A 24,671-nucleotide genomic window follows, 5' to 3' on the forward strand; every position below is an offset into this window, starting at 1 on the left:
ATAACAACTATTATAAAAATCATCATCATGAAAAAAACAATTACAACAAAGCTTGGCGCGATTGCATTTTCGTTACTGGTTTTAGTCGCTTCGTCATGTAAAAAGGACGCGGTAAGCTCAAGCAATAAGAAAACGCTTAAAACCGAATCATTAGGAAAGTATGACAACGGGTTCTTTTTAATTAACGAAGGCTGGTACGGTCACGGTACCGGGAGCGTAAGCTTTTACAGCTTTACTACGAGCACCAAGCAGGACAGTATTTTTACTAAAGAAAATCCCGGCAAAACGCTTGATCCGGCTACTTCAACTTTAGAGTATGGAACAATATATAATAACAAATTGTTCCTGGTATCAAAAGTTGGCGGCCCCGTTGTGGTTGCTGATTCATACTCACTTAAAGAGCTTGGCCGCATTGCCGCTGTTGGTAGCAACAACTGGCAGGCTTTTGTTGGCATTGATGCTACTAAGGGTTTACTGAGTTCGGCAAGTGGTATCTATCCATTTAATTTAACTACCTATACTACCGGCACAAAATTAACCAGCGTAACAGGCAGTGTTGGGGATATGATCAAATCGGGCAATTACATTTTTGTATTATCGCAAAGCAAAGGCGTAGTAGTGCTTAACGCGGCCGATTATTCGGTTGCTAAAACCATATCGGGCATGGTGGTTGCTTTCACCAAAACTCCGGATGGCTCAGTATGGGCAGCAGGCGGCACTTCATTGATTAAGATCAACCCGACTACTTTGGCGGTGACAACGGTTACATTACCCTTTACTGCAAACGGCAGCTGGTTTGCATGGCACCCGGGCTCAATTACAGCATCTACTCAAAACAATACGGTTTACATAGCCAACAACGGCACGTTTAGCGGAGCTACTACTATTTACAGGTATATTGATGGCAATGCAGCTTCTTTAACAAGTCCGTTTATTACTATACCAACAGGAAAAGAATTGTATGGCTCAGGTATTGGTTATGTTCCACAAACCAATCAGCTGGCAGTTAATACGGTAAAATCGGGCTTTGGTACTAATTATGGCGTTAATGACCTGTATTTTTATGACCTGAATGGTACGCAAGTTGGCGACCTACAGTATTCAGGTTACTATTTCCCGGCTGTCCCGGTATTTCGTTAATCCTGAAGCTTACAATACGAAAAAAGCTTAGGTCCCGCGACCTAAGCTTTTTTTGTTATACTGAAATAGTAGTCAAGTTTTATTTGGGATGCCACTACAGGTAATTGAACTTAAATTGTCTCCATAATTCTTTTTTTCATGATGTGATGCATCTCCAGGGTATTTGCAGACGCGATTGAGTTAACAAGTTCCCAACCATGAGTGGCCATGTAGTTCATGGCATCCACTACAGATGAGTATTTTTCAACCGTTTCAAATTCTTTACTGAAGTTAATGTCCATACCAAAGTCGGCGCGGATATCTACCTTGCTTGAAAAAGCATGTTTAACGCTTTTGATAATACAATATTTTTCTTGTGCAAATGCCATAACGAAGGTGTTGTTAATCAGCAATAGCTGAGATGGTTTAAATATACAGCCTGAAACGATGGGATTAGTAAAAAGCTTTTAAAAAAGTAAAGCCCCTGATGGGCAGGGGCCTTTACTAACCAATTATAAACCTAAATTATGAGAAGACTTTTTATGTGGTGTTATCTTTAACACGGTGTAAAAGTAACACTAAGTTTTTAGATTCGGAAAATATATTTTGTAATTTTTTTGTAAGTTTTACTAATTACTTTCTCTTCCGATATCTTATTGTCAAAAATAAGAATAATTCATTATTAATTTACTAATTTTTTGAAAATTGTTTAATGAATTTACTTTCGACTATATTTTAGAACAAAAAACAAGCTATTTTGATTTTAAAATTTACAAAAACTTAATTTTAAATGATTTTTAAATTAAAATGAGGGCTTAAGATGGCATTAAAATTAAAAATAAACCTATTGGTGGCTTTAAAAATCACTTAACTAGTGATTTTTTGATTTAAATATCCAAAAATAGCTCTTTTTTCAAATCAATCTTGTTATTTAGCTTCTTCAAAGAACTATTGTTTGCTAAAACAATTTATGTCCTAAACGTAACTGCGTTATAAAAATTACTTTACAAAGGCTTTTTTTTAAAGATGCTTTAACATTTTTGCAGCCAAACAAGCTGCCTCTTAAAATATGTCTTCAACACCTACCGCAAAACAACATCCGCATCTTACCCCCTTAACCTTATGGATCATGACCATAGCTACAGGTTTAGTGGTGGCCAATATATATTATAACCAACCCTTACTGGCCGATATGGCACATACTTTTGGTGTAAGCGACAAAAAAGCGCAGCAAATATCGCTTTTTACACAAATAGGCTATGCTACAGGCTTACTATTTATAGTGCCGCTGGCCGATATGCTTAAGCGTAAGCGACTTATTTTGATAGATTTTATCCTCATGATCATATCATTAATAGCCAGCGCCATGGCACCATCGGTAACTATACTCATGATAGCGGGTTTTTTGGTGGGTGTATCATCAGTAATTCCGCAGTTGCTGATCCCCATGGCTGCACATTTGGCTAAACCTCATGAGCGGGGTAAAAAGATCGGTTTTGTGATGAGCGGTTTACTAATTGGTATTTTACTATCACGTACACTAAGTGGTTTTATAGGCGAACATTTTGGCTGGCGAAGCATGTATTATATAGCCGCCGGGCTAATGTTGCTCATCTGGCTCATGATATTTTTGTTTTTGCCCGAAATTGAACCTGATTATAAAGGTAATTACGGAAAATTGATGAAATCCTTGATCCACTTGGTGAAAACCCAGCCTAAATTAAGGCTGGCGGCTTTCCGCGGAGCTTTATGCTTTGCCAGTTTTAGCGCATTTTGGACAACGTTGGTATTCCTGTTAAGACAACCACAGTTTAACGAAGGTAGCRCGGCCGCAGGTATGTTTGGCCTGGTTGGCGCTTTCGGGGCAGTGGCCGTTGGTTTTATGGGCAGGTTAAGCGATAAAATGGACGCACACAAGCTATCAATTTATACACTTGCGCTTATCCTGATCTCCTTTATTGTATTCTATTTTTCGAGTCATAGTATCATCGGGCTCATTATAGGGGTTATCCTGCTGGACATGGGCGTTCAGGCTACGCATATTTCCAACCAGTCTATCATTTTTGCATTGATCCCTGAAGCCCGCAACCGGATCAATACAGTATACATGGTGTCTTATTTTATAGGCGGGGCCCTGGGCACCTTTTTCGCCAGCCTGGTTTGGAAAAACTACGAGTGGAACGGGGTATGTGCTATCGGTATTATCTTATCGGTAATAGTGATCATAGTGCATTTGTTTAGCTACAGGAAATCGTCCGCTGTTGCAACGAGTGTTCGCTAATACTTGCCTGTTAATTGGCTTCTGATGACTGCTTTGATTGAATTGATCAAAAAAAGTTAAAAATTCATCTAAAAAAATATCATTGATTTTCAATTATTTACATCTTATTGTAAAATAAATCTGAAGTTTTAATGACTTTTTATGTCTTTCCATAAAAGTTTGGCATTGATTTGGAGAAGTACTGATCAAACGCAGCGGGTATGGAAGCAAAAGACAAAGCGGTTAAAACTGAAGAAGAGAAAGAATGGGAAAATCCGGTGGAGCCAACCAAGACTTCAGACCCGCGAGATGAGGAGCAAATACTGAGGCAGTATAAAGAAGCTAAACGCCGCCACGACAACCTCAGCGAAAACGAAGAAGAACAAAAGAAAGACTAAACAAAGACATTAAAATATTAAAAACCTACAACATGAAAACGCAAAAACAAACATCAACTACCAAACTTATAGCCAGCTTTGACAACACGCTTAAAAATATCATCATGAGCGATCTGAAAGCTATTAAATCTAAAGCACCATACTTAACACCGGCAGCTTAAACTAAACATAAAATATACACTACCTATAACTCCATCTACCTATGAAAGCATATAAACCAACACCAGCAATAACTAAATTACTTGCCCGCTTTGACGCCGAATTATTAGAGCTGTTAAGGGAAGATCTGAAAAACTACCGGGCTAAAACCCAATTCATGAGCAACAACAAGCAGGTAGCAGCACAGCAAACGCTGTCTGCCGCTTGATCAACATATATCTACATCTACCTATCGAGTACTAACATCACCTATGAAAACGTAGAGCCCTGTAAAAAACAGGGCTCTATTTTTTTGCACAAGCCTGGTGTAGATTTAATGTTGTGTTAAGTCTGTATGATATTAAATAACAATATGTTAACACTCGGGTCATCTAAAGGAAACGGCTATAACGGTTATTTGGAATTAAAGCGGCAGGCGAAACAGATTCGCCGGTTATAAATAAAGTTTTATGCATTTTTCAATCCCCGCGGTTATTCTCCCCTTCCTTGGCCAGGTGGATCTGAGCGGTTCGCTGCTCGTTGTTTTTCTCCTTTGTATACTGGCAGTTATCGGTTTTGAGTTCGTGAATGGTTTTCATGATACTGCCAACGCCGTAGCTACGGTTATTTATACCAAAGCCCTGAAGCCGGTTTATGCTATTCCATGGTCAGGCTTCTGGAACTTTTTAGGTGTTTGCCTTGGTGGGGTTACTGTAGCTATGGGCATTTTAAAACTGGTACCCTTAGATACGCTGATGACCCTGCCTGTAAGTGTTGGTGCCTGCCTGGTGCTTGCCGTGTTATTGTCATCTATTATCTGGAACCTGGGTACTTGGTATTTGGGCATCCCCTGTTCAAGCTCGCACACCATGATAGGTGCTATGATTGGCGGTGGACTTGCCTTTACCTTATATTATAATGGGCCTGGCGTAAACTGGGGCAAAGCCGGTGAAATAGGCTCATCACTCATACTTTCGCCGATAATAGGTTTCGGCGCAGCAGTATTGCTGATGTTATTTCTGAAACATGTAACCAAATCACACTCATTATTTCATATCCCCAGCGGCGAAAACGACCGGCCGCCTATACACATCCGCCTTTTACTGGTTACTACCTGTACGCTGGTAAGTTTTTTCCACGGCAGTAACGACGGACAAAAAGGAGTGGGCTTGTTTATGCTGATATTGATAGCGTTTTTACCGGCCCGTTTTGCAGTAAACCACGCGGTACCTAATGATATAGTTTTATCGGCCCTGAACCAAACGGAGCAGGTTATCAATCAGCGGCTTGGTAACAATGACGAAAAGAAACCCGTTTTAACTGAACTGGCCGCAGCCATCAATCAAACCAAAGCATCGCTGGCCGAAAAAAACGAAAAAGAGGTAGCAAAAACTTACCGCTACCGTAAACAGGTTGAAGGGGTAATTAAAGATATCAGGGCTGTAATTAAAGATAGCAAGGTAAACCTGGAGGCAAAGGACAAGGAAGTGCTTACCACTGCTGCCAACGAACTTGAACATGTAACTGATTTTGCACCAATTTGGGTTATCGCTATTATCTCCATTTCGCTTGGTATAGGAACCATGATAGGCTGGAAAAGGATTGTAGTTACCATTGGCGAAAAGATAGGCAACGAACATTTAAATTATGCCCAGGGTGCAACGTCGGAGATCATAGCAGCATCAACCATTGGTTTGAGTACAGGCTTGGGTTTGCCTGTAAGTACTACGCATGTGCTTTCAAGTGGGATAGCCGGAGCGATGGTTGCATCAGGCGGCAAAGGGAATTTAAATAACAATACGCTTAAAAACATCGGGTTAGCATGGGTACTTACTTTGCCGGTTGCGATAATTTTAGCATTTTTATTATTCATGCTTTTTCATTTGTTTATATAATACGGTAAAATGAAACAGATACTGGTAGCCACCGATTTTTCAAAATGCGCTGCAAACGCAATGGCCTACGCCATGGAGCTGGCCAATATATTAGGCCGGGAAGTTTGCGCCATACACGCCATACACCCTACCGAGGGGATCAACAACAGCACTTACAACGCCATTTTTATTGAAGACTATTACAATAACAAGCGCGAGGCTTTAAAAGAATGGGTAAGTATTTATACCGAAGATGAGAAGTATAAAAACGTTAAGGTAACCACACTTTGCGACGTAGGCTTTTTAAAGGCCGTAATAACCCGGTATGTTGATACGCACGAGGTTGAGCTACTGGTAATGGGTATTATGGGTGCCACTGGCATCAGCGGTATAGTGGGTAGTAATGCCAGCATGGTGGTAACCAAAATAAAGTTCCCTACGCTGATCATCCCGCTGGAAAGCAAATTTGAGAACGTGCCGACGATAACATTGGCTACCGATTTTGAGACCCGGCTTTCGGCGGTTGATGTGAATGCGCTTAATGAGATGATCAAGGCGTTTGGCTCGGCTAAAATGCAGGTGCTTTATGTGGCCGAAAAAACCGATGAACAGCACGTGCAGGTTTGGGAAGCCCGTCTGCGCGACCTGATCAAGCATACTGATCTTGAATTTAATTATATCCAGGACAGCAGCGCCTTAAACGGGATCATGAATTTTATCGAGTCGCACGAAACAGATATGCTTTGCCTTGTGAAACATCACCATAATATTGTATACCGTTTGTTTACGCGCAGCACGGTTAACCAGGTGATGAACAAATCGGTTAAGGCGATATTGATATTGCACGAATAAAAGCTAAAGGCGGAATGCTAAAGCCAAAAGTTAATTATGGTTAACCAATTAGGTTAATTAATAGACTTTATATCACCATACTCCAACGTCATCGCGAATAACCATCAGGGAAATCCTAAAAAAAATCGTGATGACGTATAAAATATATTTTAGCGATGTTGTGCGGGGGCGCGTTAGGGATTGCAGTGTAAAGCCCACAGCGTGTGTAGGGAGTGCGGGCAGGAAAGGCGAGGACTTGTAACGGAAAGCCCGGGCCGCAGGCAACGCCCAAGTTATAAAATCTATTTTAAAAACACACTTAATAATCAATAACTTACGATCACGTCATTATAAGAAACGAAGCAATCCCCGATTAGCAGAGCCACTCTGTAAAGTTTGGGATTGCTTCGTTCCTCGCAATGACGCCGTTTTATTTCTAAGAGTTGCTGAGTTCGTTACACTATCTTACCCGCCTTAGTATATTTAACAATCAACCCGGCTGTTTTGGCCGAGGCACCCGGTTGCCCCATACGCACATCAAGCTCGTCGTAATTATCAAGCATGTCTTGGCGATAGGTTACATCATTGACGATCAGATTTAACTCTTCGCCTATTTTGTTAGCGGTACATTCTTCCTGGATCAACTCTTTTACTACCTGTTTATCCATGATCAGGTTTACCAGCGATATAAATTTGAGTTTTACCAGCATGCGGGCTATAGCAATGGTTAATTTCCCTCCTTTATAAACCACTACCTGCGGCACATTAAACAATGCTGTTTCAAGTGTTGCGGTACCGGAAGCTACAATAGCCGCATGAGCTTGATTTAGCAGATCATAAGTAGCGTTGAATACAATTGGAATATTTGCTCCGCTTAAATAAGGTGCATAATAATCTGCCTGGAAAGCCGGGGCCCCTGCAATTACAAACTGGTATTCAGGGAAATTAACCGATGTCTCAATCATATCCGGCAGTAACCTGCTAATCTCTTGTTTTCGGCTGCCGGGTAGCAGTGCTATGATTTTTTTGCCGGTAAGATTGTTTTTTTGAAGAAAGCCAGCGTCTTTTCTAAATGCCGAAACGGCATCAAGCAGCGGGTTACCTACATAATCAACCTCCATTCCCCATTCTTTGTAAAACGCTACCTCAAAAGGCAGGATACAAAACAAGTGATCAACAATGCGTTTGATCTTGAGCACCCGTTTCTGGTTCCAGGCCCAAACCTTTGGCGAAATATAGTAGCAGACCAAAAGGCCTTGCGCTTTGGCGTACTCCGCTATTTTGAGGTTAAAACCGGGGAAATCTATCAATATCAGCACATCTGGCTGATAGGCCGAGATATCCTGCTTGCACGACTTCATGTTTTTGAGGATGGTTTGCAGGTTGGCAATCACTTCCACAAAACCCATGAATGCCATATCGGCGTAATGCTTTACCAGTGTACCGCCTTCGGCCTGCATCAGGTCGCCGCCAAAGAAACGGAAATCGGCCTGCGGGTCAAGCGCTTTGAGGGCTTTTATCAAATTAGCCCCATGCAAATCGCCAGAGGCTTCGCCGGCTACCAGGTAATATTTCATTATCGGGATTGCAGTTTAAATATGAATATAGCCAGCATAAACAAAAACGAGATCATAGCAATACCATTTCCCGTTTTATCAGCCCCTTTACCGTAAAAATAACGAATGATGAACAAGTTAATAGCAAAGGCGGTAAAGTATGGGATGCCCGGTTTGTTCATAAAAACAACCTGATTTTTAAGCAGGAACCAAAAAACAAGCAGGCTTATGCCCGGCAATATAGCCCCCAGTAATAAGCCTGTGGATGTATTGTTTTTATTAAGCATGCTTATAGGTTGAATTTCCAGTTGTTTAAATAGGGAATAACGTGATGGGCAGTCATATCGAACTGCACGGGAACAACCGAAGCATAGCCCTGATCCAAAGCCCAAACATCGGTGTCCTCGCCGCCATCGTTCAATTGAAAAACACCTGTAAGCCAATAATAAGGCCTTTTATGCGGATCAACACGTTCGTCAAACTCTTCGGCCCATTTGGCTGCTGCCTGCCTGCAAATTTTAATCCCTTTAATATGTTTTGTATTCGGGAAATTTACGTTTAATAAGCTGGCTTGCGGCAAACCGTTGGCCAAAACCTGCAAAGCCAATTCTTTTACAAACTTAATGCAAGGCTCAAAATCGGCCTGTAAGGTATAATCATCCAAAGAAAAACCTATTGATGGAATGCCCTCAATAGCTCCCTCAACCGCTGCCGACATGGTACCTGAATACAATACATTGATAGAGTTATTTAAACCATGATTGATCCCCGAAACACAAAGATCAGGCTTTTGGCCTTTAAAGATTTTGTTAACAGCCAGCTTCACACAATCAACAGGGGTGCCGGAGCAGCGGTACATTTCTATACCCTCGTAAATATCAACCTGATCTAATCGCAACGGTTTGCCAATGGTAATAGCGTGCCCCATACCCGATTGCGGACTATCCGGAGCAACTACTACAACGCGGCCAATTTCGGCCATGGCATCCATCAGGACTTTAATTCCCGGCGCGGTAATGCCATCGTCATTTACAACAAGTATGGTTGGTTTGGTAACTTTCATCAGGCAAAGTTAACAATCCTCAACAATGTAGTTAGAGATAATAGTTTCGACGAAATTAATAATCGTTGGAAATTATACTGCTTTGATATTGAAGTGTCCAAACTATTCCAATAAAAAAGCCCCGTTCCCGGAGCTTTTCAAATTTTATAAACTATTGATCCATTTCACCAGCTCATCGCGGGTTTTGCCCGTTTTTTGCTGAAGCTTGCCAAGTGTTTCATCGTCTTTACCTTCCTGCCAGGTAAGGTCATCGTCGGTAAGGTCGCCGTAAGCTTGTTTGATTTTTCCTTTCAGCTCGTTCCATCCGCCTTTTATTTCTAATTTATCCATGATGTTTTTTATTTAGATGTATTAGGATAACCGATAAGTGGCAAGGAAGGTTTTGGGATATTGGATTTATATAGAAGCTAAAAGCAGAATGCCAAAAGCACTTAAAATCTCAACCCTAACCCTGCATCATCATTCAGTATATATTTTCCCTCACTAAACTCTGGCATTACATAAGGGTTATTGCTTACTAAAAAAGGCCCGTCCAGATCAACCCAATCTGCTTGCGGGGCTATGGACAATCCTGCAAGGGCGGCGCAGCTGGTTTCGGTCATACAGCCGATCATGATCTTCAGGTCAAGCTCGCGGGCTTTATCTATCATCCGCTTTGCTTCATACAACCCGGCCGATTTCATCAGTTTAATATTGATCCCGGTATAAACACCCTTAGCTCTTTCCACATCTTCAAATCGTTGAACAGCCTCGTCGCCAATAATAGGAATTGGGCTGCGCTCGGTAAGCCAGGCATTGCTGTCGGGATCGGTTTTGAGCATGGGCTGTTCTATCAATTGTACCCCTTGTTCATTCAGCCAGTAAGTCATATCAAGGCTTTGCTGCAGATCTGTCCAGCCCTGGTTGGCATCCACATAAAGGGGCACATCAGTTACTGAACGGATAGTATTAATCAATTCTTTATCGCTATCCCTACCCAACTTAACCTTGATCACTTTAAAGCCTTCGGCCTCTTTCACTTTTTTGATGATCATTTCGGGGGTATCAATACCTATTGTAAAACTGGTCACAGGCATCAGCGCCGGGTTGCTGCCTAACAATTGCCAGCAGGATTGTTGCTTCAGTTTACCGTCGAGATCATGCAACGCAATATCAATGGCTGCTTTAATTGCCGGATTGCCGGGGGCTATAGTATCAAGATAATTGATGATAGCTCCAAAATCAAAAGGATAACTAAATTGACTGATATCAGCCTTGCTTAAAAAATCGGTAGCGCTTTGATGGCTTTCGCCCATGTAGGGCACCATTGAGGCCTCGCCGTAGCCTGTTTTACCCTCGTGACTGATCTGTACCAGCATAACCGGTGTAGAGGTACGCGAAAATTTGGCTATCGTAAAAGCATGCTTCAGCAGAAGCTCGTAGGGTTGATATGTCAGTTCCATGTTAAAAACCAAAGCTAAAATTTTAGTATGAAAATCGTGCTTATCTTTGCGGCCATGCCGGCACAAATTTATTCACCGTTCACCAATTTCAATTTCAGTAACAATAAATGTTTCCTTACGGGGCAAATCCTTAATTCGCCCGAGGAACAGATCCAGGTATTTCCGCAATGGCTCATGAGCCGTTATGAACTGGAAGATAAGCCATTTAAACTGCTTGATGAAAGCATGGCGACCTATAAAGATCTTAAACTGCCCTGCACTGCCGAAGTTAATGAGCTTTACCTTGAGCCGCTTGAAAGCGAAATTGCGGCTGCTTTCGATACCGGTTATGAGGCCTTGAAAGCGATTGACGAGGATAAATTATTTCTGTGGGCGGGTAAATTGCTGTATGGAATTATTTTTAACGAGATCCAGGCCGGCATTAAACTCCAGCATTCGCAGGGCGAGGAGTTTAATATATCGCAATCCATCATCCATAAATTCAACAATCTGCACATGATGCTGCAAAGCCTCAATCTCCCTATTGAGTTTGATGGCTTTAAGCCCTACAGCCTGGTTTTATTTAAGGTGGATAATGCCGATAACGTTTTTGGCTACCGCGATGAGATCAATACGCTTACGTTTTCGCTACGGATCGAAGATTTTGGACTGATCATTTGCCTGCAGGATAATGGCGCCAATGCCCGTTACCATAAAGAAGCTCTGGATAAAATAGCAGATCATATCCTGCATCCCATTCAGTTTGAGGAGCTGAACGCAAGATTCTTTTATTCGGCTTACCTGTTTAACCGCCTGCCCGAGTATGATATTTTCAATATTGGCGAAACTATATCATTAGAAGCCCTGCCGCTGCGTGGCACCAGCAGTAAGCCCCTGTTTGACGACTGGATGAATAAAACTTACGGACAGGTGCTGGAGAACTTCTGGAAAAACTGGGGGTTCCTGCTGTTAGAGATCATCAAGAACCCCGAAAAACCTATGAGCTTTTTATTTAATACTGATGGGGAGTTTATTAATGGCCAAGATTTGAAACTGCCATTGTAATCTGCTGCCAAAAATCAGGCAAAATTTCGTGATGAAATATAATGGTGATCATTAAGCCGCTCAGCGCTCCATAAAAGTGTGCATCATGGTTGATCTGATCGCGCGAGTATTTAGAAGCGAAGTGGCAGTATACTAAATATAACACACCAAATATTACTGCTGGGATAGGAATTGGTATCGGCAAGATCATCATTTGGGCCAGCGGGTTGTATAATATGGCACTGAAAATAACCGCACTTACCGCTCCGGATGCGCCCAAACTGTAATAGCTGTAATGATCTTTGTGTTTAAGCACGGTAGGCATGTCGCTCAGTATCAGGCTCACGGTGTACAATATGGCAAATTGAACATGCCCCAATAAAGGCTCAAGCCCAAAAGCAAAAAAGTAAAACGACAGCATATTAAAAAGCAAGTGCATCCAATCGCGATGAATCAGCCCGCTGGTGATGATGGTGTGGATATCCTTTCCGCGCGAAACGGTATAAGGATGCAGCATCATGCGACCGTACAAGTTATTATTTGAAAAAGCTAAAATTGATGTCAGGATGGTTATTGCGAAAATAGCACAGGCCACCGGGGCCGTTTGTAAATATTCCATTTATTTAAGGTCGAGTTTGGTATTAGTTAAAAGCCTGCCTACAGGGTAGCGCATAAAAGTTTTTTCAAAGTAAGGCGAATTGCGGTACACGAACATCAGTTGAGCTTCGGCATTTTTGGCCAGCTGCGGATCTTTTGATTTGGCATCGTCCAATTTTTGTTTAATTGAAGGATCTTTTTTTAGCAGATCGGCAGCAATATCCTCAAAAACATAGTCCGAAAAATACTCTTTTTCACCCAGTACCGAATCAAAAAAGTTCCACGCAAAAAATGAGTCGACACCCTGTGGTTCCAGCGTTTCCACGATATAACGGTTAATTGGCTGATTAGTATATACTACATAATCGCCGGTATAAAATTTAACTGGCATATCAACCGGGTTCAGCTTTACACCAGTATGCAGGTAATGCCCTTCAAAAGGCCTGGCCGGCGTTTTCAGGTCGGCTATGTAATACATTTGCAGATTAAGCGTGGTGTCATGAGCCAGCTGCTTCATTTGCACACCGTTAAGCTTAAACAGATCAATTACCTTGCCCCAGGCCTGCGGAATTACATAGGCGACCGGCTTATCAGCAGTGGCAGTAACTTTATATGTGTTGTAATATTTTATGGTTTTGGTATATGGTTTATCTCGGTCATAATACAGTCTTGGTAAGCCGCTAACCTCACTGGTTTTATGGCCTGCTTCATAGCCTTTAAAAGTGATAGTATCAACCTTATCCATATCAACCGCCCAGCTCAATGCAAAGTTTTTTTGCTGTGTTACCTGCTCGTCGGCTTTGCGTTTCAGTTCACCTATCAGTTTGGCGTCTCGCTGGTTAATTTCAATGAGGTGCTGCATAAAATCATAAGTGGCGTACACACGCTTGTCAAAAGATTTAAGCATATGCGTTTCGGTAATATAGCTGATGATGTTATGCTGAGCAGTAAAACCGGTAGCAAAGCGCGGGGTTTCCAAAAAGCTTACAATGCCCGAATCCGGCAAGCCTTCTTCACCTGCACCGTAAGGAATCATTTCATACCCGCTCTTTTTCATTTTACCGTACAGGTATGGGGTAAGTGTTTTGGTGGTATACTCCGCCAAAATAGGATTTTGCTTTTCCTTTTGGGTTTCAATAAGCGTCATTACATACTGATAATCGGCTCCATCGCTGGTGTGGTTATCCAAAAAGATCTCCGGTTTCCAGGTGGTCAGGATCTGGGTAAAAGCTAAAGCGTTGCGGCTATCGGCCTTAATAAAATCGCGGTTCAGATCGAGATTACGGTAGTTTCCCCTGAAGCCATAAGCCGACGGCCCGTTCTGGCTTACGCGGCTCAATCCCCGGTTAAGGTTACCGTCGATATTATACAGCGCGATAAGGCAGATCACCACATCTTTCGGCAGCGTGTTATTTTTCAGCATATCACGCACCAGCATCATGCTGGCATCGATGCCTTCCGGCTCGCCAGGATGAATACCGTTATTGATGAGTAGCACCCGCTTGTTTTGTTTTTTAACAGCAGTCGGATCAAATACTTTATCTTTTGAAAGCACCACAAGGGTTAAAGGTTTGCCTACATCGGTAGTACCGTAGTTAATCAGCTTCATTTGCTGCGGGTACAGCTTATTAAGTTTTTGATAGTAATCAATTACCTGGGAGTAGGTAGCAGTATAATTTTTATCCTTACTTAACTCAAAGGGGGTAAGCTGGGCTTTGGCAGACAAGGTAACGAAACAGGCTATGAGGGCGACGAAAACTATCTTCATGAGTAAATACGTTGCTCAAATATAGTTTAAGAATGCTAATTAGGCGTGCAGGTACACAATAATATTACTGATCGGGAGTAGTGCCCCAGCCATCAAACTCACAATCAAATTTATAGCCAAGGCCGCACATCTGCCTAATCCAGACTGCTACAGCAGCGTCTTTCATTTTTACTTTGGTTGTCCATCCAGTAATAATGAAGAGCTTTTTATCCCCTTCAGAAACGCCGTATTTTACCTGGTAGTTTAAATTGGATAGTTCCTGCGCAAATGCCCCGGCTTTTTGATAGGTATTGGTATAAAAGAAAAACTCAAGCATCAACTCCCTTTCTTCATCAACATTTAACTCCCTGAGCTTTTCCATAAGTACCGGCAACATATTAAGCTGTATTGCCGATTTTTCCTCAAACGCTTCTGCCGATACAAATTGTCCGTTATCCTTTTTACCGAAAAAACTGAATAAGCCCATGAGGATAATATGTTTTTACCTATAACGTAGCTATCTCCGCCTGCACTTTCTTCGGCAAGCTTTTAACCACTTCATTATAAGAATGGTCTATCATTTCACACAGTTGTTTGCGGGTGAGTAAACCGTTCATTTGCACGGTATTCCACATTTTTTTATTCATGTGGTAGCCGGGCTGCACTTCGGGGTGGCGCTCACGGAGCTCAACGGCCCATTCCGGGTCGCATTTAACGTTGAACTTGTCGCCTGTTTGCAGGCCGGTTAATAAAAAGATCTTTTCGGCTATTTTAAAAACCAGTGTATCCTCGCCAAATGGGAAACCTTCGGTAACCCCCGGTTTTTGCAAACAATAATCACGCAGCTCTTCTATGTTCATTACCTGAAGTTTCTGACCAGCTTGGTATAAGATACCGTATTGCCAAAATTATATTTGAAGCCGATACTGTATTGAACAAACTGGTCGGGCGCGTTGTTCTTGAATTTTTGAGGGTTGTCATTGTACCCGTCAAGCCCTTCGCCGAAAGTATAACTGTGCTGTACCCCCAGGGTTATAGTATAACCTACCTGGTCGTAATCATCATAAATTTTAAATTCATACCCAAAACGTAAAGGGATCATCAGGTTAATGCTCTTGTCTTTTCCCTGGAAACCCTCTATTTCTCCAACTGGTCCGTGGTTTTCATATCCCGGCGGATTTGAACGCTGCACAAACGCCATCTTATTTTTTATTGCACCTATACCTGTACCTATGTAAAAATTCTTAAGTACGTTTAAGATGCCGCTATTGTCATAATCAATGATTTCACCCATCTGCAAATCAGCACGGAGGGCAAGCGCTAAAAAATTATTTTTTGATTTACGCCCAAATTCGTCCGTAGCGGGGGTAAGGCCACCGCCTTCAATGGTGCCAAAATGAAAGTCGAGCGCTATAGGTACGTAGGGGCTGTAGTTGTACGTTAAATTAAGCGTACCGCCGGGATGCCAGACTTGCTTTTTTAGATCGTCGAAACCACGAGCATAATTGGCACCGAAACCAACTCCCCATTCATAATAATTGTAACCACTTTGGGCTTTTGCCATAACCGAGACACAAACCAAAACAAAAAGTAGAAAATATTTTTTCAAAGTATAATTTTATCAATATTTACAATTGGAGATGGTATTAACCGCCGCCTAAATTTCCTCTAATATAAAAGCTTTATATGAATTTCAGCTCATTCATTAAGTTCACTGTAACCGAGCGCTTTTTGCGCTACGTTACCATTGATACGCAATCAGACCCCTCTTCGGTTTCATTTCCATCAACAGAAAAGCAAAAAGATCTTGGCCGGCTGTTGGTTGATGAACTGTTGGCTATGGGTGTAACCGATGCGCATTTGGATGAGTTCGGTTATGTTTATGCTACAATTCCGTCAAATACCGATAAAAAAGTGCCGGTGATCTGCTTTTGCTCGCACATGGATACCGCACCCGATTGCAGCGGAAAGAACGTCAAGCCTATAGTACATAAAAACTACCAGGGACAGGATTTAATGCTGCCGGATGATAATACACAAGTGATCCGCATGGCGGAATACACCGACTTGAAAAACCAAATAGGTAATGATGTAATAACCGCCAGTGGTACAACACTGCTCGGTGCCGATAATAAAGCAGGCGTAGCGGAAATTATGGATGCCTGTTACCAACTTATAAATCATCCCGAAATTAAACATGGCGATATCCGGATCCTGTTTACACCTGATGAGGAGGTGGGCCACGGTGTTGACCATGTGGATATTGCCAAGCTGGGGGCTTTTGCGGCCTATACTATGGATGGCGAAAGCGCAGGTAATATGGAGAACGAAACCTTTTCGGCAGATGGAGCACGGCTTACCATTAATGGTGTAAGCTCACACCCGGGATTTGCCAAAGGTAAAATGGAAAGTGCCATTAAAATTGCCGGTCAAATTATCGCCTCCCTGCCCGATGACCTTTCACCGGAGCATACCGAAGGCATGCAGGGGTTTGTGCATCCGGTAGGTATAGAAGGCCATGTTGAAACTGCCTCTATCGATTTTATTATTCGTGATTTTGACGAAGCCAAACTTGCAGATCATGTTGAGGTTATCCGCCAAACAGCCCGTGAGGTATTAAAGAAATTTCCCGGTTCAACGTTTGATATTGCCGTGAGCCAGCAATACCGCAATATGAAAGGCGTACTTGACCAGCACCCGCAAATTGTTGATTATGCTATGGAAGCCATAAACCGTACCGGCTTGACCGCCAAATTGTGCAGTATCCGTGGGGGGACCGATGGCTCAAGGCTTTCCTTTATGGGTTTACCTTGCCCTAACATTTTTGCAGGCGAACATGCATTTCACAGCCGGCACGAATGGGTATCGGTACAGGATATGCAAAAAGCCGTTGAAACTATTTTGCACCTGTGCATGATTTGGGAAGAAAGAAGTTAGTATGAAGTCAGAAGTCGAAAGTTCAAAGTCGGAAGTCTGTTTTTGACTTCGAACTAACGACTTACTACTTTTGGCTAAATGGTATTTCATTATAAACACGAAATTTAATTTATAGATGTATACGATACGTACAGCCACAGCAAACGACGTGGAAACCATCCGGGATATTGCTGATAAAACATGGTGGGTAACCTATGGCCCCATTCTTGAGCACGAACAGATAGCCTTTATGCTGAGCGAGATCTACTCGGCAGATAAAATAACCAAACAGGTAAAGGAAAATCTGCAAACTTACCTGTTGCTGGAGGAAGATAGTAAACCTGTAGCGTTTGCAGCGTACTCACCCCGTGAGGAAAATCCGGAGATATATAAATTGCATAAGCTATACTGCCTGCCCGAAACCCAGGGTAAAGGTTACGGAAAAATACTGATCAATGAGGTGGCTCACAAAACTAAGGGTGCCGGTAAGCAAACGCTGGAACTTAATGTAAACCGGTATAACAATGCCAAGTCGTTTTATGAAAAGATGGGGTTTAGCATAGCATATGAAGAGGATATAGCTATTGGCAAATACTGGATGAATGATTATGTAATGCGGAAGGAACTATAATTTCCTCCCCTTTTTTACGATGGACTATTTAGCAGGAAGCGTTTTCAAAAGCTCCTTAGCGGGTACAGCTTTGAAACTGCCATCTTTATCACCAATGATGAGGCTTTTACCTTTTTCAGCAGATGACTCAACTAATTTCTATATAATCTCGCAAAGGCGCGAAGCCGCTAAGAAAGTCTTTTGCGTCTTGGCGCCTTTGCGAGAAAGATTTTTGATATGGTATAGAAGATGTTCCGTTATTCAAAATGACAAAGTAGCCATTTCACCCGCGTCATCCTTAAATATAACATACATGTGCTTATCCATCACCTCGCCATTTTTAATGATCGATTTTCGCATCACGGCTTCTTTTAAATAACCGGTCTTTTCAAGTACCCGCATGGATGCTGTGTTTTTGTCATATACCCCGGCTTCAATCCGTATCAGCGGGAAATGTTCAAATGCGTATGTAGTTACCAGCTTTACAGCCGCTGTCATGATACCCTTTCCCCAATGCTCTTCGCCAAGCCAGTAACCAATTTCGGCAGTTATGCGGCTTTCTTCACTAAATAACTCAACGCCAATGCCTCCGCAGGCTTCGCCGTTAATTACTATTGCAAACCCGGTTAAAGGCTGCTGATCTTTTACCAGGTTTATCCAAAATGAAGCGTCATCCAGGGTATAGGGATACGGAAACCTATTGCGTAAAAAAGCCGATACTTTAGGGTTGTTTGCATGCTTTTGAAGTGATATTTCATCGCCCCGTTGCCATGCCCTTAATAAAAATCCGTAGCCCTGTAGCTCCATATTGTAACAATAAAATGCTTAAAAATAGCAATCATTGGCTAAACTGTTAAATTGCATGCTTTATTGAGATATGAAAAAACTTTTAAGCTTATTGTTCCTGATCCCGGCAACAGGCGCTTTTGCCCAAAAGCTGGATACCCTTACCATCGAAAAAATTATGCGCGACCCGAAATGGATCGGTGTTTCGCCCTCCAATATCCGTTGGGCCAACGATAGTAAAAAGATCTATTTTAAATGGGATGATGATGCCTCAGGTGATACAAGGTTATATGCTGTTAGTCCGGCAGATAACAGGGTACAAAAAGTCAGCATTGCCGAGCAGCGCGATTTGACACCTGCTAACGGCGAATGGAACAAAAAACACAGCCAAAAAGTGTTCAGCAAAAATGGCGACCTGTTTTTGTACGATGTAAAAAGCAATAAAACAACCCGGTTAACTAACACTGTTGAGCAAGAGGATAGTCCGGCTTTTAATGGCGATGAAACAAAGATCATTTATAAGGAGGATAATAACCTTTTCGCCCTGAACCTGAACGGCGGCAGCCTGGTACAGCTTACCAATTTTGTACGGGCCACAGCTGATATAAAAGCAAAGGATAAACCCAACGAGCAGGAACAATGGCTCAAAAAGCAACAGCTTGAACTATTTGAGATCGTTAAAAAAGAAGCGAAGGATGAAAAAAAGGATTCGACAGAAACCGCACTGCTGAAACCTGATAAATTAAAAGAGATTCCTTTTGGCGATAAAAGACTTAGCGCGGTACAGATCAGCCCGGATAGCAGGTTTATCACTTATCGCCTCACCAAACGTGCGGATGGGGTACAGAATGCTATTGTACCCAACTATGTTACTGCATCCGGGTATACCGAGGACATCCCTAACCGTTCAAAGGTTGGCCGGCCATCTTCAACTTCCGAGGCTTTTGTATACGATAAGCGCCGTGAAGCTGTTTACCCGGTTATTACGTCAGAGATCCCCGGTATCAAAGACCTGCCCGATTATTTAAAAGATTATCCCGAAGAATTAAAAGCCCGCCAAAAGCAAAACGCTGACAGGCCGGTAAACATCGATGGCGTTTTGTGGAATGAAAGCGGCAGCAATGCGGTGGCAATTATATCGTCACAGGATAATAAGGATTGCTGGATCATGCGCCTCGACCCGGTTACCGGTAAACTAACCCTGCTTGACCGTCAGCGTGACGAAGCATGGATTGGAGGCCCCGGCATTGATGATCCCGGAAACGCGGGTTTTATTGACGATACCCATTTTTATTACCAGAGCGAGGCCAGCGGTTACTCACATATTTATGTGGTTGATGTAACCAGCGGAGCGAAAAAACAACTTACCAGCGGCAAGTGGGAAGTGCAAACCTTGCAGTTGAGCCAGAATAAAAAAACGTTTTATTTTACCGCCAATATCGATCACCCTGGTATTACCCATTTTTACAGCATCCCGGTTGGCGGCGGCACGCCAGTTAAAATTACCGGCATGAAGGGCGGCAACGAGGTAACACTTTCGCCCGATGAAAAATGGCTGGCTATTCGCTATTCTTATTCAAACAGGCCCTGGGAGCTATACGTCCAGGCTAATAAACCGGGTGCAAAAGCGGTAAAAATAACCATTTCTGTTTCGGCCGAATACCTGTCGTACCCATGGCGCGACCCAGAGATCATCACGTTCAAAAACCGTTACGGTGCCGATGTTTATGCGCGTTTATATCAGCCTAAAAAAGCCGATCCTGCAAAACCGGCCGTTGTATTTGTACACGGAGCGGGGTACCTGCAAAATGTTACATATTCATGGAGCTACTACTTCCGCGAATATATGTTCAACAACATGCTGGCCGATAACGGTTATACCGTACTGGATATCGATTATACCGCAAGCGCCGGTTATGGCCGCGATTTCCGTACCGGCATTTACCGCCATATGGGTGGCAAAGACCTCACCGACCAGGTGGACGGCGTAAAGCTGCTGGTTGACAAATATGGTGTTAACCCTAAGCATGTTGGTTTGTACGGCGGTTCATATGGTGGCTTCATTACCCTGATGGGCATGTTCACCGAACCTGATGTTTTTGCGGCAGGCGGGGCTATCCGCTCCGTTACCGACTGGGCACACTACAACCATGAGTATACCTCGAACATATTGAATGAACCTTTTACTGATGAACAGGCTTACCGTAAAAGCTCGCCTATTTACTTTGCCAACGGTTTAAAAGGCAATCTGCTGATGCTGCATGGCATGATAGACCAGAATGTAAACTACCAGGATATCATTCGCCTTACTCAAAAACTGATAGAGCTGCACAAAGAAAATTGGGAACTGGCTTCATACCCCATAGAGGATCACGGCTTTGAACAACCCAGCAGTTGGACGGATGAGTATAAACGGATCTATAAATTGTTTGAGGGAACGTTGAAGAAGTAGAGTAAATTAAAAAATGACTACTTGCGAGGAGCTGCATGGTTGGCAAGCGAGGGAGGCGACGCGGCAATCCCGCAGCCGTGCATAAATACTGTGCAAATCCGCTCTGCATCCGACGAGATTGCCGCGCTACGCTCGCAATGACATGGTTTTTATATCCCACCGCAAACGAGCGCAAGATGATTGAAAAAATAAATCTCCTACATCCACCCGTCGTCCCGAATTTATTTCGGGATCTCATGCGCTTAGCGAGGTGGACAAGTTAATAAAAATGCATTTACAAGATGAGCATTTACAACAAACTGATCAAAGAGTATTATATATCAAATTGGGGGAGCAACTTTGAAGAGAAGATATGGACAACGGGGCCTATCAATGAACTTGATAATAAGCTTACAATTTTAGAATTTAAACCAACCGACAAGGGAAAAATGTGGACTTATGCAACATGTGGCATGTCTGTATTTACGCATAAAAAACCTGTCGAACTACATTTATTTTCGGCCATTCAGGATAGTTCTATATTAGAATTATTAACAAGTGTAGTTTATTTCCATAATGTTGATCAAAACCTCGATTTAGGGCATACGGTTAATTTTGGACGGCCATGGCAGAGAAATTCAGAGTGCAGTTATGGTTTAATTTCTTTACCTTATTTAGATGGGCCTAATCTTGAGTTGTTTGATTCTGGCAATAACCATAAAACAATATCTTGCTTTTGGCTTATCCCCATAACATTACAAGAACGGAACTATAAAATGCAAAATGGGCTGGACGCCTTAGAAGAAAAGTTGGAGAAAAGCCAGTTTAATTATCTTGACAGTGAAAGAAGGAGTATAATTTAACCCTGCTACCGTGTCCCACGGTCGCAAACTATGCTATTGATATATCCACAACAACACATGCTTCCTTTGTTTCTTCAATAAAGCATCCACAGCCTTCATGGTATTATTTGAAATAGCCGGGCAGCCCCAGCCTTCAGGTGTCCCTTTGGGGTAAACTTCGGTTTCAGATACTTGTTCCCAGGAGTGGAAAACGATTTGCCTTGCTAAAGCATTGTTATTACTGCTTTCCAAGCCGGTAAGGTAATATTTTACGTGGATTCCCCAGGCGCTATAGGCCCGGCCATCAATTTGGTATTTTCCGGGAGCAGTACAATGGCTGCCATCCAGGTTACTGAATGCAGGTTTATCTTTTGACCATTCGCCGCTCCATGGGTTCCGGCCGCAGCCATGGCTCACCAAGCCCGAGATTAGCACCTCGTTTTTCCTGAAATCCCATACCACAAAACGTTTAACGCCCGATGGCAGGGCCATATCAATTAAAATGCAATAGCGGGTGTTATATCCCCGTTGCCGGCAAAATACAAGGCTTTGTTTAGCTTTTGTCTTAACGCGGTCAAGGTTGATCCGGGGTATCTCGGCATTAACTTTAACACAGCAGAAGAGTATTGATATCAACAGGAATAAAGGCTTCAGTTTCAATTGCGATAGGTTTTGTGTTGTAAACAGAAATATCCGCTTTTTATTACAATAAACCTATCTTGCCAAATGAAAAAACATATTCCTCTTTTACTCCTGCTGTTGTGTTTGTTCAGTTGTACAGAAACGTCAACCAAAACATTGGTAACTATCAGCCCGGCTAATAACGGAAAAGCACTGCAAATTACAGGGTTCGATCCCGCTATTATCAGCGAGATCAGCCGCGACTCATCTGCCCGGGCCTGGGAAACGTTAATGGCCGTTTACCGCATGCCTGCCGATACCAGCATGCGAAACCTGCAGCCTGTACAACCAGGACGCTATACAGTTAAAGATAATGTAGTTATTTTTACACCAGATACAGCTTTCAGCACACAGCAAACCTACTTTTTTCGTTATTATGATTTTGGGGCCGGTGGTACGCTGACCGATTTGATAAAAAGCCGCAGTAAACCCGGTACACTGCACTATACAGATTTGATTTTTAAGCAATAAACTACCTTGATGCTTGAAAATTTAATAATTTTGATTATATTTGCAACCGTTAATAAAAGAGGGGGCAATTAGTCCCCTCTTTTATTTTATCAATCAAAATTATTCAGTCAAAAACACCGGTGGGTAATGAATATTGAAAAAAGGGTAAAAGAACTGGTAGAAGAGAAAATAGCAGACAAGCCGCACCTGTTTATAGTGGATATAAAAATGCACTCGAACGGTAAGCTGATTATACTGCTTGATGGCGATAACGGTATCGGCATTGATGAATGTGTACAGGTAAGCAGGCACGTAGGTTTCCATCTGGAAGAAGAAAACGTGATTGAAACCGCTTATAACCTCGAGGTTTCATCGCCGGGTATTGATTTTCCGCTGTCGTCGCCAAGGCAATACGCCAAAAATGTTGGCCGTAACCTGGGCATCAAAATGAAAGATGGCGCTAAACGCGAAGGCACATTGACAGGCCTAACCGAGGATGCCATCACCATTGAAGAAAAAGTAAAAGAAAAAGGGAAAAAGGCGCAGGTTATTGAAAGCGTTATCCCGATGGAGCAAATAACAGAAACAAAGGTTTTAATATCATTTAAGTAAAAAATGAGCAATATTAATTTAATTGATTCTTTTCAGGAATTTAAAGATTTCAAGAACATTGACCGCCCTACCATGATGAGCGTACTGGAAGACGTTTTCAGAAGCATGATCAGGAAAAAGTACGGTACGGACGAAAATTGCGACGTAATTGTGAACACCGACAACGGTGACTTAGAGATCTGGCGTACCCGTAAAGTTATGGAAGATGGCTTTAGCGAGGACGACGACCTGGAGATAGAACTTGCCGAGGCTCACTTATATGACGCCGACCTTGAAGTTGGTGATGATTATATTGAGCAGATCACTTTAGAGAGCTTTGGCCGTCGTGCTATTTTAGCCGCCCGCCAAACACTGGTATCAAAAATTCTGGAATTAGAGAAAGACGAGATCTTCAAAAAATATAAAGACCGCGTAGGTGAAATTGTTACAGGCGAGGTTTACCAGGTTTGGAAAAAAGAAACTTTGGTATTGGATGATGAAGGTAACGAGTTGTTGCTGCCAAAAACAGAGCAGATCCCGGCCGACTACTTTAAGAAAGGTGACAGCGTTAAAGCTGTTGTATCTAAGGTAGACATGCTGAACAGTAACCCTAAGATCATCATTTCACGTACAGCGCCTGAATTTTTACAGCGTTTGTTTGAGCTTGAAGTACCGGAAATTTTTGATGGCTTAATCACCATCAAGAAAATTGTACGCGAACCGGGCGAACGTGCTAAAGTTGCGGTTGAATCATATGACGACCGTATCGATCCGGTTGGCGCCTGTGTAGGTATGAAAGGTTCACGTATCCACGGTATAGTACGTGAGTTAAAAAATGAAAATATCGACGTTATTAACTTTACCAATAACGTTCAGCTATATATCCAGCGTGCATTGTCACCGGCCAAGATCACTTCTATTAAATTAGATGATGATAAAAAAACAGCTGCCGTGTATTTAAAACCCGATCAGGTATCATTAGCTATTGGTCGTGGCGGACATAACATTAAGCTGGCCGGAAAATTGACAGGCTATGAAATTGATGTTTACCGTGAGGCCGATGAGCATGACGAGGATGTGGACATCGAAGAATTTTCAGACGAAATTGATAGCTGGATCCTTGACGAATTTAAACGCATTGGTTTGGATACAGCAAAATCAGTACTGGCCTTAACCGTTGGTGAACTGGTAAAACGTACCGATTTAGAGGAAGAAACGGTAAAAGAAGTGCTATCAATTTTGAATGCGGAGTTTGAATAAGCATAATAAGCAAAATTAAAATCGTATTTTTGCACCGAATAAGCAGAGAAAGTAAG

28 protein-coding genes are annotated in these 24,671 nt (G+C 42.4%); 15 read left to right on the forward strand and 13 right to left on the reverse strand.

Features of this window, described 5'->3' with window-relative positions; translation table 11 throughout:
- The first annotated feature begins 27 nt into the window (after positions 1-27).
- The gene (locus AC1DUD_RS00865; protein WP_477370255.1) at positions 28-1,140 is read left to right on the forward strand and encodes a DUF5074 domain-containing protein; all 1,113 of its coding nucleotides are present in this window, start codon (positions 28-30) and stop codon (positions 1,138-1,140) included.
- 110 nt (positions 1,141-1,250) lie between these two features.
- On the opposite strand, the gene AC1DUD_RS00870 is transcribed toward AC1DUD_RS00865, so the two are convergent.
- Positions 1,251-1,508 carry a hypothetical protein gene (locus tag AC1DUD_RS00870; RefSeq protein WP_477370258.1) on the reverse strand — a complete coding sequence of 86 codons (258 nt, stop codon included), beginning with the start codon at positions 1,506-1,508 and terminating at the stop codon, positions 1,251-1,253.
- A gap of 680 nt (positions 1,509-2,188) precedes the next feature.
- Between AC1DUD_RS00870 and AC1DUD_RS00875 the strand changes: the two genes are divergently transcribed.
- The 6 genes from AC1DUD_RS00875 (at position 2,189) to AC1DUD_RS00900 (ending at position 6,641) form a co-directional block, all read left to right on the forward strand.
- Entirely contained in the window at positions 2,189-3,400 is a 1,212-nt protein-coding gene (locus AC1DUD_RS00875; RefSeq protein WP_477370261.1) for an MFS transporter, read from the forward strand.
- 200 nt (positions 3,401-3,600) lie between these two features.
- Positions 3,601-3,777, forward strand: a complete 177-nt coding sequence (locus tag AC1DUD_RS00880; RefSeq protein WP_477370264.1) for a hypothetical protein — start codon at positions 3,601-3,603, stop codon at positions 3,775-3,777.
- Positions 3,778-3,809: 32 nt separating this feature from the next.
- Positions 3,810-3,938, forward strand: coding sequence for a hypothetical protein (locus AC1DUD_RS00885; RefSeq protein WP_477370267.1), 129 nt, complete (start codon positions 3,810-3,812; stop codon positions 3,936-3,938).
- A 41-nt stretch (positions 3,939-3,979) separates the two neighbouring features.
- Positions 3,980-4,144 carry a hypothetical protein gene (locus AC1DUD_RS00890; protein WP_158604167.1) on the forward strand — a complete coding sequence of 55 codons (165 nt, stop codon included), beginning with the start codon at positions 3,980-3,982 and terminating at the stop codon, positions 4,142-4,144.
- Between the two features lie 241 nt (positions 4,145-4,385).
- Positions 4,386-5,810 (forward strand): inorganic phosphate transporter, encoded by a 1,425-nt coding sequence (locus AC1DUD_RS00895; RefSeq protein ID WP_477370270.1) that lies wholly within the window; start codon positions 4,386-4,388, stop codon positions 5,808-5,810.
- Positions 5,811-5,819: 9 nt separating this feature from the next.
- The gene (locus tag AC1DUD_RS00900; protein WP_477370273.1) at positions 5,820-6,641 is read left to right on the forward strand and encodes a universal stress protein; all 822 of its coding nucleotides are present in this window, start codon (positions 5,820-5,822) and stop codon (positions 6,639-6,641) included.
- Positions 6,642-7,075: 434 nt separating this feature from the next.
- Here the strand turns inward: AC1DUD_RS00900 and lpxB are convergent, their stop codons facing one another.
- From lpxB to AC1DUD_RS00925, 5 genes are all read right to left on the reverse strand, one after another.
- The gene (gene lpxB, locus AC1DUD_RS00905; RefSeq protein WP_477370276.1) at positions 7,076-8,197 is read right to left on the reverse strand and encodes a lipid-A-disaccharide synthase; all 1,122 of its coding nucleotides are present in this window, start codon (positions 8,195-8,197) and stop codon (positions 7,076-7,078) included.
- Positions 8,197-8,463 carry a hypothetical protein gene (locus AC1DUD_RS00910; RefSeq protein WP_477370279.1) on the reverse strand — a complete coding sequence of 89 codons (267 nt, stop codon included), beginning with the start codon at positions 8,461-8,463 and terminating at the stop codon, positions 8,197-8,199. The genes lpxB and AC1DUD_RS00910 overlap by 1 nt, the downstream gene beginning before the upstream one ends.
- A 2-nt stretch (positions 8,464-8,465) precedes the next feature.
- Positions 8,466-9,239, reverse strand: a complete 774-nt coding sequence (gene surE, locus AC1DUD_RS00915; protein WP_477370282.1) for a 5'/3'-nucleotidase SurE — start codon at positions 9,237-9,239, stop codon at positions 8,466-8,468.
- A gap of 144 nt (positions 9,240-9,383) precedes the next feature.
- On the reverse strand, positions 9,384-9,569 hold the full coding sequence (locus AC1DUD_RS00920; RefSeq protein ID WP_091208858.1) for a CsbD family protein: 186 nt from the start codon (positions 9,567-9,569) through the stop codon (positions 9,384-9,386).
- A gap of 101 nt (positions 9,570-9,670) precedes the next feature.
- Positions 9,671-10,681 (reverse strand): dipeptide epimerase, encoded by a 1,011-nt coding sequence (locus tag AC1DUD_RS00925; protein ID WP_477370287.1) that lies wholly within the window; start codon positions 10,679-10,681, stop codon positions 9,671-9,673.
- 27 nt (positions 10,682-10,708) lie between these two features.
- On the opposite strand from AC1DUD_RS00925, the gene AC1DUD_RS00930 reads away from it, so the two are divergent.
- Positions 10,709-11,725, forward strand: coding sequence for a hypothetical protein (locus tag AC1DUD_RS00930; RefSeq protein WP_477370290.1), 1,017 nt, complete (start codon positions 10,709-10,711; stop codon positions 11,723-11,725).
- Here the strand turns inward: AC1DUD_RS00930 and AC1DUD_RS00935 are convergent.
- The 5 genes from AC1DUD_RS00935 to AC1DUD_RS00955 form a co-directional block, all read right to left on the reverse strand.
- A complete protein-coding gene (locus AC1DUD_RS00935) occupies positions 11,694-12,323 on the reverse strand; it encodes a rhomboid family intramembrane serine protease (protein ID WP_477370293.1) in 630 nt (209 codons plus the stop codon). The genes AC1DUD_RS00930 and AC1DUD_RS00935 overlap by 32 nt on opposite strands.
- Entirely contained in the window at positions 12,324-14,069 is a 1,746-nt protein-coding gene (locus AC1DUD_RS00940) for a M14 family zinc carboxypeptidase (RefSeq protein ID WP_477370296.1), read from the reverse strand.
- 64 nt (positions 14,070-14,133) lie between these two features.
- On the reverse strand, positions 14,134-14,535 hold the full coding sequence (locus tag AC1DUD_RS00945) for a ribonuclease E inhibitor RraB (protein ID WP_477370299.1): 402 nt from the start codon (positions 14,533-14,535) through the stop codon (positions 14,134-14,136).
- A gap of 19 nt (positions 14,536-14,554) precedes the next feature.
- A complete protein-coding gene (locus AC1DUD_RS00950) occupies positions 14,555-14,908 on the reverse strand; it encodes an MmcQ/YjbR family DNA-binding protein (RefSeq protein WP_477370303.1) in 354 nt (117 codons plus the stop codon).
- A complete protein-coding gene (locus AC1DUD_RS00955) occupies positions 14,908-15,657 on the reverse strand; it encodes a hypothetical protein (protein ID WP_477370306.1) in 750 nt (249 codons plus the stop codon). Before AC1DUD_RS00955 ends, AC1DUD_RS00950 begins: the two co-directional genes overlap by 1 nt.
- A gap of 77 nt (positions 15,658-15,734) precedes the next feature.
- Between AC1DUD_RS00955 and pepT the strand changes: the two genes are divergently transcribed.
- Both pepT and AC1DUD_RS00965 read left to right on the forward strand, forming a co-directional pair.
- Entirely contained in the window at positions 15,735-16,985 is a 1,251-nt protein-coding gene (gene pepT / locus AC1DUD_RS00960) for a peptidase T (RefSeq protein ID WP_477370309.1), read from the forward strand.
- Between the two features lie 115 nt (positions 16,986-17,100).
- Positions 17,101-17,595 (forward strand): N-acetyltransferase family protein, encoded by a 495-nt coding sequence (locus tag AC1DUD_RS00965; protein WP_477370312.1) that lies wholly within the window; start codon positions 17,101-17,103, stop codon positions 17,593-17,595.
- A 240-nt stretch (positions 17,596-17,835) separates the two neighbouring features.
- Here AC1DUD_RS00965 and AC1DUD_RS00970 read toward each other — a convergent pair whose 3' ends face one another.
- Positions 17,836-18,381, reverse strand: a complete 546-nt coding sequence (locus AC1DUD_RS00970; RefSeq protein WP_477370315.1) for a GNAT family N-acetyltransferase — start codon at positions 18,379-18,381, stop codon at positions 17,836-17,838.
- A gap of 70 nt (positions 18,382-18,451) precedes the next feature.
- Here AC1DUD_RS00970 and AC1DUD_RS00975 point away from each other — a divergent pair, with 70 nt between their 5' ends.
- Complete coding sequence (locus AC1DUD_RS00975) at positions 18,452-20,812, forward strand: S9 family peptidase (RefSeq protein ID WP_477370318.1); 2,361 nt, start codon at positions 18,452-18,454, stop codon at positions 20,810-20,812.
- Between the two features lie 281 nt (positions 20,813-21,093).
- Complete coding sequence (locus AC1DUD_RS00980) at positions 21,094-21,654, forward strand: suppressor of fused domain protein (protein WP_477370321.1); 561 nt, start codon at positions 21,094-21,096, stop codon at positions 21,652-21,654.
- Positions 21,655-21,687: 33 nt separating this feature from the next.
- Here the strand turns inward: AC1DUD_RS00980 and AC1DUD_RS00985 are convergent, their stop codons facing one another.
- Positions 21,688-22,293, reverse strand: a complete 606-nt coding sequence (locus tag AC1DUD_RS00985) for a murein L,D-transpeptidase catalytic domain-containing protein (RefSeq protein ID WP_477370324.1) — start codon at positions 22,291-22,293, stop codon at positions 21,688-21,690.
- A gap of 66 nt (positions 22,294-22,359) precedes the next feature.
- On the opposite strand from AC1DUD_RS00985, the gene AC1DUD_RS00990 reads away from it, so the two are divergent.
- From AC1DUD_RS00990 to nusA, 3 genes are all read left to right on the forward strand, one after another.
- Positions 22,360-22,785, forward strand: coding sequence for a hypothetical protein (locus tag AC1DUD_RS00990; protein WP_477370327.1), 426 nt, complete (start codon positions 22,360-22,362; stop codon positions 22,783-22,785).
- A 126-nt stretch (positions 22,786-22,911) separates the two neighbouring features.
- Complete coding sequence (gene rimP, locus AC1DUD_RS00995; RefSeq protein ID WP_477370330.1) at positions 22,912-23,376, forward strand: ribosome assembly cofactor RimP; 465 nt, start codon at positions 22,912-22,914, stop codon at positions 23,374-23,376.
- Between the two features lie 3 nt (positions 23,377-23,379).
- Positions 23,380-24,615 (forward strand): transcription termination factor NusA, encoded by a 1,236-nt coding sequence (gene nusA / locus AC1DUD_RS01000; RefSeq protein WP_110587513.1) that lies wholly within the window; start codon positions 23,380-23,382, stop codon positions 24,613-24,615.
- The last annotated feature ends 56 nt before the right edge of the window (positions 24,616-24,671 follow it).

It is taken from the genome of Mucilaginibacter sp. P4_A11, from assembly GCF_056402535.1.

What these genes read in the sequence shown, in the direction of transcription:
- AC1DUD_RS00920 (WP_091208858.1), bottom strand. Translation starts at nt 9,569, where the DNA reads ATGGATAAATTAGAAATAAAAGGCGGATGGAACGAGCTGAAAGGAAAA.
- AC1DUD_RS00910 (WP_477370279.1), bottom strand. Translation starts at nt 8,463, where the DNA reads ATGCTTAATAAAAACAATACATCCACAGGCTTATTACTGGGGGCTATA.
- lpxB (WP_477370276.1), bottom strand. Translation starts at nt 8,197, where the DNA reads ATGAAATATTACCTGGTAGCCGGCGAAGCCTCTGGCGATTTGCATGGG.
- AC1DUD_RS00950 (WP_477370303.1), bottom strand. Translation starts at nt 14,908, where the DNA reads ATGAACATAGAAGAGCTGCGTGATTATTGTTTGCAAAAACCGGGGGTT.
- AC1DUD_RS00930 (WP_477370290.1), top strand. Translation starts at nt 10,709, where the DNA reads ATGAAAATCGTGCTTATCTTTGCGGCCATGCCGGCACAAATTTATTCA.
- surE (WP_477370282.1), bottom strand. Translation starts at nt 9,239, where the DNA reads ATGAAAGTTACCAAACCAACCATACTTGTTGTAAATGACGATGGCATT.
- AC1DUD_RS00940 (WP_477370296.1), bottom strand. Translation starts at nt 14,069, where the DNA reads ATGAAGATAGTTTTCGTCGCCCTCATAGCCTGTTTCGTTACCTTGTCT.
- rimP (WP_477370330.1), top strand. Translation starts at nt 22,912, where the DNA reads ATGAATATTGAAAAAAGGGTAAAAGAACTGGTAGAAGAGAAAATAGCA.
- AC1DUD_RS00970 (WP_477370315.1), bottom strand. Translation starts at nt 18,381, where the DNA reads ATGGAGCTACAGGGCTACGGATTTTTATTAAGGGCATGGCAACGGGGC.
- AC1DUD_RS00975 (WP_477370318.1), top strand. Translation starts at nt 18,452, where the DNA reads ATGAAAAAACTTTTAAGCTTATTGTTCCTGATCCCGGCAACAGGCGCT.
- AC1DUD_RS00890 (WP_158604167.1), top strand. Translation starts at nt 3,980, where the DNA reads ATGAAAGCATATAAACCAACACCAGCAATAACTAAATTACTTGCCCGC.
- AC1DUD_RS00880 (WP_477370264.1), top strand. Translation starts at nt 3,601, where the DNA reads ATGGAAGCAAAAGACAAAGCGGTTAAAACTGAAGAAGAGAAAGAATGG.
- AC1DUD_RS00980 (WP_477370321.1), top strand. Translation starts at nt 21,094, where the DNA reads ATGAGCATTTACAACAAACTGATCAAAGAGTATTATATATCAAATTGG.
- AC1DUD_RS00885 (WP_477370267.1), top strand. Translation starts at nt 3,810, where the DNA reads ATGAAAACGCAAAAACAAACATCAACTACCAAACTTATAGCCAGCTTT.
- AC1DUD_RS00870 (WP_477370258.1), bottom strand. Translation starts at nt 1,508, where the DNA reads ATGGCATTTGCACAAGAAAAATATTGTATTATCAAAAGCGTTAAACAT.
- AC1DUD_RS00865 (WP_477370255.1), top strand. Translation starts at nt 28, where the DNA reads ATGAAAAAAACAATTACAACAAAGCTTGGCGCGATTGCATTTTCGTTA.
- AC1DUD_RS00900 (WP_477370273.1), top strand. Translation starts at nt 5,820, where the DNA reads ATGAAACAGATACTGGTAGCCACCGATTTTTCAAAATGCGCTGCAAAC.
- AC1DUD_RS00925 (WP_477370287.1), bottom strand. Translation starts at nt 10,681, where the DNA reads ATGGAACTGACATATCAACCCTACGAGCTTCTGCTGAAGCATGCTTTT.
- nusA (WP_110587513.1), top strand. Translation starts at nt 23,380, where the DNA reads ATGAGCAATATTAATTTAATTGATTCTTTTCAGGAATTTAAAGATTTC.
- AC1DUD_RS00990 (WP_477370327.1), top strand. Translation starts at nt 22,360, where the DNA reads ATGAAAAAACATATTCCTCTTTTACTCCTGCTGTTGTGTTTGTTCAGT.
- pepT (WP_477370309.1), top strand. Translation starts at nt 15,735, where the DNA reads ATGAATTTCAGCTCATTCATTAAGTTCACTGTAACCGAGCGCTTTTTG.
- AC1DUD_RS00945 (WP_477370299.1), bottom strand. Translation starts at nt 14,535, where the DNA reads ATGGGCTTATTCAGTTTTTTCGGTAAAAAGGATAACGGACAATTTGTA.
- AC1DUD_RS00895 (WP_477370270.1), top strand. Translation starts at nt 4,386, where the DNA reads ATGCATTTTTCAATCCCCGCGGTTATTCTCCCCTTCCTTGGCCAGGTG.
- AC1DUD_RS00965 (WP_477370312.1), top strand. Translation starts at nt 17,101, where the DNA reads ATGTATACGATACGTACAGCCACAGCAAACGACGTGGAAACCATCCGG.
- AC1DUD_RS00935 (WP_477370293.1), bottom strand. Translation starts at nt 12,323, where the DNA reads ATGGAATATTTACAAACGGCCCCGGTGGCCTGTGCTATTTTCGCAATA.